This window comes from Luteimonas salinilitoris, from assembly GCF_041300785.1.
Lineage (GTDB): Bacteria > Pseudomonadota > Gammaproteobacteria > Xanthomonadales > Xanthomonadaceae > Luteimonas > Luteimonas salinilitoris.
Map to the genome: position 1 here is coordinate 96,342 of NZ_JBFWIB010000002.1, position 13,108 is coordinate 109,449.

11 protein-coding genes and 1 tRNA gene are annotated in these 13,108 nt (G+C 69.3%); 6 read left to right on the top strand and 6 right to left on the bottom strand.

Going from position 1 to position 13,108, the window contains the following annotated elements; genetic code table 11:
* The first annotated feature begins 9 nt into the window (after nt 1-9).
* From AB5T46_RS03785 to AB5T46_RS03800, 4 genes are all read left to right on the top strand, one after another.
* Nucleotides 10-279 (top strand): hypothetical protein, encoded by a 270-nt coding sequence (locus AB5T46_RS03785; RefSeq protein WP_370562530.1) that lies wholly within the window; start codon nt 10-12, stop codon nt 277-279.
* A gap of 73 nt (nt 280-352) precedes the next feature.
* On the top strand, nt 353-2,122 hold the full coding sequence (locus AB5T46_RS03790) for a hypothetical protein (RefSeq protein ID WP_370562531.1): 1,770 nt from the start codon (nt 353-355) through the stop codon (nt 2,120-2,122).
* Nucleotides 2,123-2,229: 107 nt separating this feature from the next.
* The gene (gene yiaA / locus AB5T46_RS03795) at nt 2,230-2,691 is read left to right on the top strand and encodes an inner membrane protein YiaA (RefSeq protein ID WP_370562532.1); all 462 of its coding nucleotides are present in this window, start codon (nt 2,230-2,232) and stop codon (nt 2,689-2,691) included.
* 259 nt (nt 2,692-2,950) lie between these two features.
* Nucleotides 2,951-7,225, top strand: coding sequence for an autotransporter domain-containing protein (locus AB5T46_RS03800; RefSeq protein ID WP_370562533.1), 4,275 nt, complete (start codon nt 2,951-2,953; stop codon nt 7,223-7,225).
* Between the two features lie 317 nt (nt 7,226-7,542).
* On the opposite strand, the gene AB5T46_RS03805 is transcribed toward AB5T46_RS03800, so the two are convergent.
* The 3 genes from AB5T46_RS03805 to AB5T46_RS03815 all read right to left on the bottom strand — a co-directional run bounded on the left by AB5T46_RS03805 (nt 7,543) and on the right by AB5T46_RS03815 (nt 8,885).
* Nucleotides 7,543-7,629: transfer RNA gene (locus AB5T46_RS03805), tRNA-Leu, on the bottom strand.
* 51 nt (nt 7,630-7,680) lie between these two features.
* Nucleotides 7,681-8,133, bottom strand: a complete 453-nt coding sequence (locus AB5T46_RS03810; protein WP_370562534.1) for a DUF2214 family protein — start codon at nt 8,131-8,133, stop codon at nt 7,681-7,683.
* A 158-nt stretch (nt 8,134-8,291) separates the two neighbouring features.
* Nucleotides 8,292-8,885 carry a cysteine dioxygenase family protein gene (locus AB5T46_RS03815; protein ID WP_370562535.1) on the bottom strand — a complete coding sequence of 198 codons (594 nt, stop codon included), beginning with the start codon at nt 8,883-8,885 and terminating at the stop codon, nt 8,292-8,294.
* 594 nt (nt 8,886-9,479) lie between these two features.
* Between AB5T46_RS03815 and asnB the strand changes: the two genes are divergently transcribed.
* Nucleotides 9,480-11,180 (top strand): asparagine synthase B, encoded by a 1,701-nt coding sequence (asnB, locus tag AB5T46_RS03820; protein ID WP_370562536.1) that lies wholly within the window; start codon nt 9,480-9,482, stop codon nt 11,178-11,180.
* Between the two features lie 36 nt (nt 11,181-11,216).
* Here the strand turns inward: asnB and AB5T46_RS03825 are convergent, their stop codons facing one another.
* Nucleotides 11,217-11,798 (bottom strand): cysteine hydrolase family protein, encoded by a 582-nt coding sequence (locus AB5T46_RS03825; RefSeq protein WP_370562537.1) that lies wholly within the window; start codon nt 11,796-11,798, stop codon nt 11,217-11,219.
* Entirely contained in the window at nt 11,795-12,175 is a 381-nt protein-coding gene (locus AB5T46_RS03830) for an antibiotic biosynthesis monooxygenase family protein (RefSeq protein ID WP_370562538.1), read from the bottom strand. Before AB5T46_RS03830 ends, AB5T46_RS03825 begins: the two co-directional genes overlap by 4 nt.
* Before the next feature lie 95 nt (nt 12,176-12,270).
* Between AB5T46_RS03830 and AB5T46_RS03835 the strand changes: the two genes are divergently transcribed.
* Entirely contained in the window at nt 12,271-12,702 is a 432-nt protein-coding gene (locus AB5T46_RS03835) for an Lrp/AsnC family transcriptional regulator (RefSeq protein WP_370562539.1), read from the top strand.
* A 158-nt stretch (nt 12,703-12,860) separates the two neighbouring features.
* On the opposite strand, the gene AB5T46_RS03840 is transcribed toward AB5T46_RS03835, so the two are convergent.
* On the bottom strand, nt 12,861-13,088 hold the full coding sequence (locus AB5T46_RS03840; RefSeq protein ID WP_370562540.1) for a hypothetical protein: 228 nt from the start codon (nt 13,086-13,088) through the stop codon (nt 12,861-12,863).
* Between the last annotated feature and the right edge of the window lie 20 nt (nt 13,089-13,108).

Here is a 13,108-nt window from a genome sequence, read left to right on the forward strand (position 1 = left end):
GTGACGGGCGTGACAGAGCTGGTGTTGCGCCTGGGTTACAACAATCAGTCTGTCGAACGCCGTTTGCGCTATCAGTCCACTGGTCCCGATGTGGCAGGCGACGGCACTGTTTCTCATCAATCCGGGAGCGCACCGAAAGAAAAGCCGGGGGTGCGGGGCGTGTTCCGAACGCAAGGGAACGACCATCAGGGAAGCTACGAAGGCAACAACGTGCTGCAGCTGATGTGCTATCTGATAGCGCTGTCAGATGGCAATGCATACGAGAATGCGACTGCTTGAAAGTCGATAAGAAGGCCGTCGAAGGAAATGTCGCCGTCGTGAGGTCATACGACGAGGGCAGGAGAATGAAGACATGGAATGGCGGTGGCGGGATATCGCAATCCTTGGGCGCGTCAAGCGGGCGGAGCGGCTGGATGGCGATGCGAAATCGGGGCGTGCAGCGGCCTTGGCACTGTTGGCGGCAGGCTGTTTCATCGCCGGCGCGGCCTGCGCTCAGGAGCCGGTGATGCCGGATGCGATCGTCGGTACGGGGCCGCATGTGCTGCGGCCGGTGATCGCGGATCCCGTCACCCAGGAACCCTGGTCGGAAAAGCGCTACCGCCTGCTGGTCTACCGCGATGGAGAGGCGGTGTTGGACATCGAAGGAGACACCGATGCCGGTGGCCGGACGGCCACGGTGCGGACGGAGCGGCCCGCCGACGAGGCTGATTTCTCGGCGCGTCCGATCATCGGCAAGGGAACGTCGAAGGCGCAGAGCCGGATCTCATATCCGAACGGAGAGCCCTCTGCGCATCGCGGCTATCTGCTGGCATTCGAGGACGGGGCCGCGTTCCTCGGCATCACCGATGCGCGCGGCGACACCGCGGAGGTGCATAGGCCCCGGGAGATGCAGGTGGAACTGCAATTCCTTCACCTGGAACCCGAGTCAGCGGATTGGCACGAGGAGGCGGCCATCCTCAACCGCAGCCTGGCGGCCGGCGACGCGGTGCAGGCGCTGGCGGTTTACCAGGAACTTCTGCGCCTGCGCGAGCGGCGCGGAGCGGACGGCGGGAGGACCGTCGCCACCGGCTGGCTGCTCGATCGGATGGTGCAGCTGGCACTGGATGCCGACGCGGACACGCTCGAGCGCGTCGCCGACGACTACGTTGTCCGCAAGGCCCACCATGCTGCGCGGGAGGCTGGACGGATGGAAGACGAGCGCGACCGGCTCGCCGCGATACTCGCACTGCTCGACATCGTCGGCGACAACGGCGGCAATGGCGGCCAGGTGCCCGCGGGATTCGTCACCGCATGGGTCGAACTCGCGGCGGAACTGGCGCCGCAACTGCCGGAAGAAGGCATCGGCCCGCTGCGTGTCGAAGTGCTGGGTTTGTGCGAGCGTCTGCTTGCCGACGGCCACACGGAAGCCGCGATCAGGCTGTTCAACTCCGCCGAGCTCGGCCGAGGCCAATCCCGCGACAGTCGCGACCGCGCCCGCATCCATGCGTTCGGAGCGCTGGCCGCCAGGCACAGGGGTGAAACCCGGCTCAGCCGGCGTCTGCTTTCGCAGGCCAACTACCTCATCGCGACCGATTCGCCGGCGGACGTGGATGGGGAGAAGTACGATCCGCTCTCCCTCTATCACGCATTGATGCCGGAGCTGCCGCAGGGAATGATGTGGCTGGACGAGGACCAGATCGAGTCGGCAAGACACGTTTGTGTCAGGCCGGCCGAAGACGGCTTTGCATTCTTCCTGCTGGGAGACGAAGAAGGCCCGGACATCGACAGCGAGGCGTGGCTCGGCACGCGGCAGGCAATCGATGCGTTGCTAGCACACGGTACGATCGAGCCGGGCGAATACCGGGTCGAGGCAAGGGGTTGCGGCAGCGGCCGGGCTTCGATGGACGTCGTCCTGACCGAGGACGACATCGCCGGACTCGAAGACGCCGGCCTGTTTCTCGGGATCGCGGTCTACTTCGGCGACTTGCAGTCGACGTCGGAGGCTGAGCAGCGGAGCGAAGCCGAACTTGAGCGCTTGCGGGCGCAGGTGATCGCCTATCTGCAGCAGGCGGTGCTGCCGGAAGGCAAGTACGGTATCGTCAAGTCGATCCCGCCCGGTGATTTCAAGATGAGGCTGTTCTAGGGTCTGTGCCGTCTGCGTTGACAGGCCCTGGCAGGCTGCCGGTCGGCCAGCCGCCAAGAGGCGGTTGTTCGGAGCGTTTCGCACTTTCCAGCATGGAGAATACACGGATGAACGGAGTGGCCGGTACTGCCAACAAACCTTCCCCCGCCTTCATCGGCGCCTCCTGGGTCGCGCTTGGTCTCGGCATGACTGCCTACTTGGTCGGGCTGTGGAACGCCGAGATGCTGCTCAACGAGAAGGGCTACTACTTCACCCTGCTGCTGTACGGGCTGTTCGCCGCAGTGTCGGTGCAGAAGAGCGTGCGCGACCGGATGGAGGGCATTCCGGTGACCAACATCTACTACGGCCTGTCGTGGTTCGCGGTGATCTCGGCGCTGCTGCTGCTGTTCGTCGGATTGTGGAACGCGGAGTTGGCGTTGAGCGAAAAGGGCTTCTACGGAATGTCATACGCGTTGAGCCTGTTCGCGGCGATCGCGGTGCAGAAGAACACCCGCGACAGCCTGCGGGCCGATCCGCAGGGGCAGGCAGCCGGCCTGTTCCGCCGCCGGGAGCCGGATGCGGACGCCTAAACGCAGCGCCCGAGGCACGATCACCGGGGGCGAATCAGTGCTACATTGCCGGCTTCCGCGTCACCTGACTCGGGGAGAGGCGCGACGCGGGAAAGGACGCGGGAAAGGGTGATATCGCCGCCGGCACCTGCGTCTGCACCGCGGATGGCGTCGCGGCCTCAGGGGCGGCGTCGCCTCCATGGTGAAGGGACCACTGGGGAAGGGGAACGCGATGTATCGAGATCTGGCCGGACGGCTCCGTTGTGCACTGCTCCTGGGCTTGCTGGGATTCGCCTGCTGGGCGCCGCAGGCGGCGGCGTCCTCGTTTTGCCAGCTGATCAACAGTCCCGACGGCACGCCGCGCACCGGTAGCGTGGAGCCCAACCAAAACGTCAACATCAACGGCCCCAACTCGTGGGCGAACAATGCCGGCGACAAGGTCACGGTGGAGATCTCCAATCCCACCGGACCTCAAACGAGGGGAACGTTCACCGGCGGCGGCTTGCACATTTCCTTCTTTGAGCCAGGCGTGTTCGAAGGGACGTCTTCGGACTATTACAGGGGCGGTGGCGGCACCATCTACATCAACTCCCAGGAAGGCGGGTTCGACTACACCATCAGCTGCGAATCCGCGCGGCCGGTGCTGGCCAGCGTGACCCCCGGCAGCGGCGGTGCGGGTACCACCGTGACGCTGGGCGGGCAGGCGCTGTACGGTTTGGCGGACGAGGTGGCAGTCACCATCGGCGGCGTCGCGGCCACCATCACCAACAACACCGGCCCCTCGATCACCGCGACCGTGCCCGACGGTCTTGCCATCGGCAGCCACGACGTGACCGTCACCACCGAGGCCGGTGCCTCCACGCTGCCCGACGCGTTCACCGTCCTGGCGACCGACACCGAGCCGCCCGCGGTGACCGCGATCGACCGCATCGACGCCTCCCCCACCAACGCCGACAGCGTGCGCTACGCCGTGTCCTTCTCCGAGGCCGTCACCGGCGTCGACGCCGCCGACTTCTCGGTGACCGCCACGGGAACGGCGACCGGCGCCGTCGCTTCGGTCGCGACCACCGATTCCATCCTCTATACCGTCACCGTCAACGGCATCGGCGGCGATGGCACCCTGCGCCTGGACCTCAACGGCAGCGGCACCGGCATCATCGATGCCGCCGGCAACCCCGCGGCCGGCTTCACCGGTGGTGAGGCATATACCGTCGACCGGATCGACCCGGTGGTCACGTCGGTGAGCGTGCCGGCCGACGGCCGCTATCTCGCGGGTGACGCACTCGACTTCACCGTTCACCTGAGCGAGGCGGTCATCGTCGACACCGCCGGTGGCACCCCGTACCTGGAACTGACGGTGGGTTCCACGTCGAGGCAGGTGAGCTATGTGTCGGGCTCCGGCACCGATGCGCTTGCCTTCAGCTACATCGTGCAGGCCGGCGACCGCGACTACGACGGTGTGATGCTGGGCACGACCATCGTCGCCAACGGCGGGACCTTGCGCGATGCGACGGGGAACGACACCACCCCCGCGCTCAACGCCGTGGGCAACACGAGCGGCGTGCTGGTGGGGACAGGCGAGCAGACCATCACCTTCGGCGCGCAGGCGGCGCAGGTGTTCGCACCGGGCGGCACGTTCGCGCTGGACCCGGTGGCGACGGCCAGCAGCGGTTTGCCGGTGAGCTACGGCACCCGGACCGCCGACGTCTGCACGATCAGCGGCACCACGGTGACGATGCAGTCGGCCGGCACCTGCACCATCGCCGCCGACCAGGCGGGCAACGACGACTACGCGGCTGCGCCGACGGTGACGCAGGACATCGCGATCGGCCAGGCGGCGCAGGCGATCACCGCGTTCGCCGCCGATCCGGCGGCGCCGGCGTTCGTGCCCGACGGCACGTTCACGGTGTCGGCGACCGGCGGCGCGTCGGGCAACCCGGTGCTGTTCGGTACCGCGACGCCGACCGTCTGCACCGTCAGCGGCAGCACGGTGACGATGCAGTCGGCCGGCACCTGCACGGTGACCGCCGACCAGGCCGGCAACGACGACTACAGTGCGGCGCCACAGGCGAGGCTGGATGTCGCCATCGGCGCCGGCAGCCAGGCGATCACCTTCGGCGCGCAGGCGCCGCAGGCATTTGTGCCGGGTGGCACGTTCGCGCTGGACCCGGTGGCGACGGCCAGCAGCGGTTTGCCGGTGAGCTACGGCACCCGGACCGCCGACGTCTGCACGATCAGCGGCACCACGGTGACGATGCAGTCGGCCGACACCTGCACCATCGCCGCCGACCAGGCGGGCAACGACGACTACGCGGCTGCGCCGACGGTGACGCAGGACATCGCGATCGGCCAGGCGGCGCAGGCGATCACCGCGTTCGCCGCCGATCCGGCGGCGCCGGCGTTCGTGCCCGACGGCACGTTCACGGTGTCGGCGACCGGCGGCGCGTCGGGCAACCCGGTGCTGTTCGGTACCGCGACGCCGACCGTCTGCACCGTCAGCGGCAGCACGGTGATGATGCAGTCGGCCGGCACCTGCACGGTGACCGCCGACCAGGCCGGCAACGGCAACTACAGTGCGGCGCTACAGGCGAGGCTGGATGTCGTCATCGGCGCCGGCAGCCAGGCGATCACCTTCGGCGCGCAGACGGCGCGGACGTTCGTCGCCGGCGGCACGTTCGCATTGGACCCGGTGGCGACCGCCAGCAGCGGGCTGCCGGTGAGCTACCGGACGCAGACCGCCGGCGTGTGCACCATCAGCGGCACCACGGTGACGATGCAATCGGCGGGCACCTGCACCATCGCCGCCGACCAGGCGGGCAACGACGACTACGCGGCCGCCGCGACCGTGACCCAGTCCATCGCGATCGGCAAGGCCGCGCAGGCGATTTCGCAGTTCGTCGCCAATCCGGACGCGCCGACCTACGCGGCGGGCGGCACGTTCACGGTCTCGGCCACCGGCGGCGATTCCGGCAACCCGGTGGTCTTCGCCAGCACTTCGCCCGGGGTCTGCACCATCGAGGGCGCCACGGTGACGATGCTGTCGGCGGGGGCCTGCGCGCTCACCGCCGACCAGGCCGGCAACGACGACTACGCCGCGGCGCCGCAGGCCATGGTCGAGGTGGCGATCGCCGCGGCCACCCCGACGCTGACCTGGATCGAGGACCTGCAGAAGATCCTCGGCGAGCCCGCCTTCGACCTGCCCGACCCCGACAGCGACAGCACCGGCGCCTTCAGCATCGCGAGCAGCAACGCGGGGGTGGCGACGGTGAGCGGGTCCACGGTGACCATCGTCGGCACCGGTACGACGACACTGGTGGCCACGCAGGCGGCGGCGGGCAACTACACCGCGGCCACGGTGAGCCTGACGCTGACCGTGGCGACGCGCCCGGATCCGACACTCGACCCGGAAGTGGTGGGCGGCCTGCAGGCGCAGGTGGACGCCAGCGTGCGCTTCGCCAACGCCCAGCAGGACAACATCCGCGATCGCCTGCGCCAGCTGCGCGACGGGCGCGGCAATCCGTCGGCCAACAACCTGACGTTCAGCGCGAGCGCGGGCAGCGGTCCGGGATTGTCGCTCGGTGCGGAACGGCTGGCCGGCGCCATGCCGGCCCTGGCGCATGGCTGGGGCCTGTGGGTGGCCGGCACGATCTCGCTGGGCGAGCGCGATCACCGCAGCGGGTCCAGCGGTTTCGACTTCCGCAGCAATGGCGTCACCCTTGGCGTGGACCGTCTGTTCGGCCGGAACCTGGTCCTGGGCGTCGCCGGCGGCCTGGGCTGGAACGACACCGACTTCGATGATTCGCCCTCGCAGCAGGACGCGCGACAGCGCAGCATGGCGCTGTACGGCCTGTGGCGGGGCGATGGTCCGCTGTTCGTCGACGGCCAGCTGGGACTGGGGCGGCTGGACTTCGATCTGTGGCGTTGGAGCGAACTGGCCGATGTCACCGCGCAGGCAGGGCGCGAGGGCGACCAGCTGTTCGGCGGCCTGACCGTCGGCTACGAACACGCCGGTGAACGCAGCCGCCTGGCCGGGTACGGACGCTACGACGCGAGCCACACCACGCTCGACGCCTACCGCGAAAGCGGACTGGGCATCTACGATCTCTCCTACGGCCGGCAGACCATCGACAACAGCACGCTGGCGCTGGGCGTGGAGGGCAGCTACCAGCTCAAGGCGACCACGGTGTCGCTGCGCCCGTACTGGTCGCTCGAGTACAGGCAGGCGCTGGAGAACCGCGGCGATGCGCGGTTGAACTACGTGGTGCAGCCGGTGACGCAGGATTACCTGCTGGGCATGCGCAGCTACAACGACGACACCCTGGCCCTCGGCGCCGGATTGGACGTCGACCTGGACTCGGGATGGAACCTGTCGTTCCTACTGCGGCGCGAACAATCCTCGGGGATCGGCTCCGCCAGCAGCTTCGGCCTGCGGGTCTCCTACGGGCAGGCATCGGGTGCGTCCATGGCGACGCACGGTGGTGCGGGATACGTCACGCCCGGGATCGATCCCTTCCGCGCGATCGACCCGCAGACCGGCCTGCCGCTGCAACCCTGATGGCAGCGGACCGCGGGAGGCGGGGCGTGCAAGTGCGCCCCGCCGATCCGTACGGACAGGCCCTGCGTGGCAGGCGCCGGGCATCGCGACCCGATTCGCCCTGGCCGGCAAGGCGCACCCGGCAGTCGAGCAGGCGTTGAGCGACGATATTCCTGTGAGGCGCGCATTGGCACCGCCTTCCTGGCGGGTGCGTGCTTCGCCGCGGTGGCGGGCATCGCAGGCGGGTTGCTGCTGCGCACGCGCACGCCGGACAAGGCGCCGGGCGAGCCGGCCCTGGCGGCGTCCTGATTCCGGGCCGGTTGGGCCTGCATGCGTTCTGGTGCCGAAGGTGGGACTCGAACCCACACGCTTTTTACGGCGGCGGATTTTGAGTCCGCTGCGTCTACCGATTCCGCCACTTCGGCGCGGGCGCAGAGTATAGCCGAGGCCGGCGCGCCGGTTGACCCGGTCCGGCTTCAGAATCCGCCATAACGGGCCATGGCGGCGGCGAGGACGAAGATCGCCGCGATCAGCGCCAGCTGCAGGCGAACGAAGCCGCGCATCCGGGCCAACTCCGCCGCGGCGGGGAGGAAGCCGGGATCGGCCCGCAACGCCTTGCGCCAGCGCAGGAAGCGCAGAGTCGGGACCACGGACAGCGCGGCGACCAGCAGGAAGGCGCCGAACTTGGCGTGGAACCAGGGGTTGTGCAGGTAATACTGCCAGCCCTTGATCCCGTAGAGCAGGCGCAGCCCGCCGACGATCAGCAGCAGCACCGCGCTCATGCCGTAGCCGGCGTCGATGCCGGCGAGGCGGCGGACGGCCGCAGCGTCGATGGCGCCGCGCAGGATGGCCGATTCCAAGACCAGCATGGCGACCAGGCCGAAGATCAGCAGGTGATGGGCGGCGGCGAGGAAGAGATCTAGGAGCATGGCGGCGGGACCGTGGAAGCCTGTGCTTCAGTCTAGACAGGCGCTCGGGCAAGCGGCAGGTGTCGGAAGGCACTTCTGGCGCGCAGCCGGGCGATTCGTCCGGTTCCGCAAGGGTTCGCCCACTGCAGCCCGCGAGCGGAAGGCCGGGAAACGTGCCCTCAGGCGGCGCGGTCGACGCTCAGGCAGGATTCGGTGCGCCGGTACCACTCGCCCTGCTCGTGCACGAACTTGGCGCAGTGGTCCATCGGCGCCTTGTAGATGTGCACCGACACCGCGACGCTGCGTCCGCTGACGTTGCCGATGGTGTGGTATTCGTGCGGCGGGATCAGGCTACCGGCACTGCCGGCACCGGCCTGCAGGCCGCCTGCGGCGCGGAAACGGAAGCGGTCGCCGTCCCGCTCCAGGAGCTCGAACTGGGTGATCTCCAGTTCGCCGTCCCAGACGCCTTCCACGCACCACAGCCCGCAATGGTCGTGCACCGGGGTGCCCTGGCCCGGGCCCCAGGTCATGGCGACGATGCTGTAGCCGTGCCCGGGGCTGCGATAGATCTCGCGGCGGGCGTAGTGGTCGGCGATCGGCTCGTACACGCAGCCGGGCAGGCGCACCTCGGGATCGCGGATCATCTCGCACAGGGTGTTGCGCAGCGCGGCGGTGATGGCGTGCTCGTCGCCGCTGGCCACGGCGGCGTCCACCGCGGCGATGAACTTGTCATGGCCGTCGAAGAGCACGTCGGGCTGGGCGGAACCTGTCATGCGGGCATTCTAATCCCGATGCGCCGGCGCTGCCCAAGCCCGCCATATCGCGGTGGAATTCCGCCGGATACCGGGCGGTCTGGCATCCGCCGCCCGTGAAACGGCCCTTTTTTGTGGCTCTTCTCCCGATCGTGGGCCCACGCCCACGCTCCTCCGGCCGCCGCCCCGCCGTAGGAGCGCGCCATGCGCGCGAAGCCCGCACCGTGTGACGGGGGGATTGCTTCGGACACGTTGCCGTGCCGAAGCCGTGCGGGCCGGGCCGGCGATGTCGGTTTCGCGCGCATGGCGCGCTCCTACGGGAGATGGCAGGCCCCCTCCGGGATCGGCCGCTTGCACGCAGTCCGGTCTCGGGTTAGCTTCGGTTCCATGCCGCTCCCGACCGCCATCGCCCGCGACCTGCGCAACGCGAACAATCCGCGTTCGAATAATCGTGCGCCCGAAAGGCGGGTCGGCGAACAGGCATAGGCAGCAGAAGCGGCAAGTCCTGATATCCGAAACCCGCGCACCGCGCGGGTTTTTTGCGTGGTGCATCCGGCCCGCGTCCTCGCCCGGACGCGGATCGCGTTCCCGAACCACGACACGGAGAAAAACCCCATGTGCTCGATCCTCGGAATCTTCGGCCTGCAGGCCGGCGACGATGCCGCCGCGCTGCGCCGGCAGGCGCTGGAACTGTCGCAGCGCCAGCGCCACCGCGGCCCCGACTGGAGCGGGGTGCACCTCGACGACGGCGCCATCCTGGTCCACGAACGCCTGGCGATCGTCGATCCGGCCGGCGGTGCGCAGCCGATCCGCTCGGCCGACGGCCAGCTGGTGCTCGCGGTCAACGGCGAGATCTACAACCACGCCGAACTGCAGGCGGCGCTGCGGACGCCCTGGGACTTCCAGACCGGTTCCGACTGCGAGGTGATCAGCGCCCTCTACCGCGAGAGCGCCTCGGCCGGGGACGATCCGGCCGGTTTCCTCGAGCGCCTCAACGGCATCTTCGCCTTCGCCCTGTGGGACCGCGCGCGGGGTAGGGCGCTGATCGCACGCGACCCGATCGGCGTGTGCCCGCTGTACTGGGGCCACGACCGCGAAGGCCGGCTGCGCGTGGCCTCGGAGATGAAGTCGCTGGCCGACAGCTGCGCCGACGTGGCCCAGTTTCCGCCCGGCCACTACTACGACAGTGCTGCCGATGCGCTGGTGCGCTACTACGCCCCGGGCTGGCGCGACTACGACGCCGTGGAAGGCGTGGCGGTCTCGCCGGACGAACTGCGCGAGGCGTTCGAGCGTGCCGTGCACCGCCAGCTGATGAGCGACGTGCCCTACGGCGTGCTGCTTTCCGGCGGACTGGACTCCTCGCTGGTCGCCGCGGTCGCCGCGCGCTACGCGCGCCGGCGCGTGGAGGACGACGACCGCAGCGAGGCCTGGTGGCCGCGCCTGCACTCGTTCGCCATCGGCCTGCAGGGCTCGCCGGACCTGGCCGCCGCCGAGATCGCCGCCGAGGCCATCGGCACCGTGCACCACGGTTTCGAGTACAGCTTCGACGAAGGCCTGGACGCGCTGCCCGAGGTGATCCGCCACATCGAAAGCTACGACGTCACCACCATCCGCGCCTCCACGCCGATGTACCTGCTGGCGCGGCGCATCAAGGCCATGGGCGTGAAGATGGTGCTCTCGGGCGAGGGCAGCGACGAGATCTTCGGCGGCTATCTGTACTTCCACAAGGCGCCCGACGCGCGCCAGTTCCACGAGGAACTGGTGCGCAAGCTGGACGCGCTGCACAACTACGACTGCCTGCGCGCCAACAAGTCGATGATGGCCTGGGGCGTGGAGCCGCGCGTGCCGTTCCTGGACCGCGAGTTCCTCGACGTGGCCATGCGCATGGACGCCAGCCGCAAGATGGTCGGCGCCGGCGGCGACGGCCGCCGCATCGAGAAGGCGGTGCTGCGCGAGGCGTTCGAGGGCTACCTGCCCGAGTCGATCCTGTGGCGGCAGAAGGAGCAGTTCAGCGACGGCGTCGGCTACGGCTGGATCGACGGACTCAAGGCCCACGCCGAAAGCCAGGTGAGTGACCGCGCGCTCGCCGCCGCCGCGCGCCGCTTTCCCGTCAACCCGCCGCAGACCAAGGAGGCGTACCACTACCGCAGCCTGTTCGAACAGTGCTTCCCCACGCCCGCCGCCGCGCAGAGCGTGCCCGGCGGCAAGTCGATCGCCTGCTCGTCGCCGGCGGCGATCGCCTGGGACGCGGCGTTCGCCGATGCGGCCGACCCGTCGGGGCGAGCGGTGGCGGGGGTGCACGCCACCGCCTACTGAACCGTCTCGCCGCCGGCTCGTTGGCTTGCCAAAATACTACGCGACGCTGCTCGCGCTGTGCGGCAATGCGGCGATGACCGCCTCGGTATCGATGACCTCGGCGAATTCGGCGCGCAGCGTCGCCAGATGCGCGCGCTGGACGTCATCGGCCGCGATCGTGCCGCCGACGCCATCGGCCAGGTCGAAGCAGCAGCAGGCATCGCCGACCACGGTCACGCGGTAGCCGAGGTTGGCGCCGACCCGTGCGGTGGTCGACACGCACATGTCGGTGCTGATGCCGAACAGCACGATGCATTCGATCCCGAGACGGCGCAGGCGCAGGTCGAGATCGGTGCCGATGAAGGCGGCGTTGACCGATTTGGTCACCAGCGCCTCGGCCGGCTGCGGCGCGAAGCCCGCGCGGAAGCCGTTGCCGGGGTGGCCCGGCGCCAGCGACGAACCGGGCTGGACCGAATCGTGGCGCACGTGGATCAACGGCAGACTGCGCTCGCGCCAGGCTGCGAGCAGGCGCAGGCCGTTGGCCTCCATCGCAGGATTGTTGCGGCGCGGCCACGGCGGATCGTCGAAGCCGAGCTGGACATCGATCGGGATCAGCGCCGTTCGCGCATCGAGGTTCATGCGTCTTCCTCCACGGTCGCGACAGGCGCCGCACCGGCCGGACGCCCGCCATAGGCACGCTCGACCCGGGCGATGCGCAACTGGTACTGCGCATACCAGTGCTCGCGGCCGTACTCGCGCACGGCGCGGTGCTCGGCATGCTCGCGCCAGGCGGCGATCGCGGCCTCGTCGGTGAAGTAAGCCACGGTGATGCCGAAGCCTCCGGCATCCCGGGCGGACTCGGCGCCGAGGAAGCCGGGCTGCTCCTGTACCAGATCGAACAGCCGCGCCGCGGCGGCGTCGTAGCCGGCGGGATCAAGGCCGTTGCGTTGGGACGAGAAGATCACTGCGTAGTACGGCGGCGCGGGCAGGCGGGCGAAACCGGGGTCGTGCGACATGGCGGGAAGCGGCAGTGGAGAGGACCGCACTGTGCCGCTCGCCCCCGCCGGTCTCAACCCGGCACAATGCCGGTTCCGCCGCCCGCCGCCCGCCGATGAAGACCCCCGATGCGACCGACCGCAGGCTGATCGCGCTGCTGCAGGACAACGCGCGCCTGCCGACGGTGGCGCTGGCCAAGGCCGTCGGTCTGTCGCGCAGCGCGGTGCAGGAGCGGATCCAGCGGCTGGAGCGCTCCGGCGTGATCGCCCAGTACACGCTGCGCCTGGGCAAGGGCGATCCGCTGCAGGCCTGGCTGCTGCTGCGCCATGCCGAGGGCTTCAGTTGCGACGACGTGATGCCGCTGCTGCAGTCGCTGCCGCAGGTGCGCCTGTGCCAGAGCGTGGCCGGCGAAACCGATCTGATGGTGCTGGTCGAGGCCGCCGGCTCCGGCGAGCTGTCCGACCTGCGCGAACGCATCGCGGCCTTCAAGGGCGTGGACGACGTGACCACGGTACCGGTGCTGCGCACCGTGCTCGATCGGCGCTGAGCATCGGCGTTCGCAGCGGCCCGGGACGTCGTCTCCGTTCAGGGCCGATACGCGTAGGGGCCGAATGTCGCGCCGGCGAATTCCCCGACGGTATCCGGGCTGAGCAGGCTGGCATCCAGTCCGGTCGTCAGCGGCTGCCGGTCGCCTGCGTCCGACGACTAGAAAACGTCGAGGCGGAGCCGCACCATTCGGAAACGGAGCGAGACGGGCCGCTCGGAATCCGGAAGGTCGATGCTGGCCAGCAGATCGCCGGCAGGCGCATCCGCTTTCCCGGCACGCCGATACAGGGCAACCGCCGTTCCGCGCTCTCCGTTTACCAGGCCCACGGCATAGAAGTGGATTTCGTTCTGCCGCAGCGCGAGTCCCATCTGCTCGCCCGCGGCCATCGGCCGGCGGCGATGCTGGC

What these genes read in the sequence shown, in the direction of transcription:
- AB5T46_RS03835 (WP_370562539.1), top strand. Translation starts at nt 12,271, where the DNA reads ATGAAGACCCCCGATGCGACCGACCGCAGGCTGATCGCGCTGCTGCAG.
- AB5T46_RS03830 (WP_370562538.1), bottom strand. Translation starts at nt 12,175, where the DNA reads ATGTCGCACGACCCCGGTTTCGCCCGCCTGCCCGCGCCGCCGTACTAC.
- yiaA (WP_370562532.1), top strand. Translation starts at nt 2,230, where the DNA reads ATGAACGGAGTGGCCGGTACTGCCAACAAACCTTCCCCCGCCTTCATC.
- AB5T46_RS03825 (WP_370562537.1), bottom strand. Translation starts at nt 11,798, where the DNA reads ATGAACCTCGATGCGCGAACGGCGCTGATCCCGATCGATGTCCAGCTC.
- AB5T46_RS03840 (WP_370562540.1), bottom strand. Translation starts at nt 13,088, where the DNA reads ATGGCCGCGGGCGAGCAGATGGGACTCGCGCTGCGGCAGAACGAAATC.
- AB5T46_RS03810 (WP_370562534.1), bottom strand. Translation starts at nt 8,133, where the DNA reads ATGCTCCTAGATCTCTTCCTCGCCGCCGCCCATCACCTGCTGATCTTC.
- asnB (WP_370562536.1), top strand. Translation starts at nt 9,480, where the DNA reads ATGTGCTCGATCCTCGGAATCTTCGGCCTGCAGGCCGGCGACGATGCC.
- AB5T46_RS03815 (WP_370562535.1), bottom strand. Translation starts at nt 8,885, where the DNA reads ATGACAGGTTCCGCCCAGCCCGACGTGCTCTTCGACGGCCATGACAAG.
- AB5T46_RS03790 (WP_370562531.1), top strand. Translation starts at nt 353, where the DNA reads ATGGAATGGCGGTGGCGGGATATCGCAATCCTTGGGCGCGTCAAGCGG.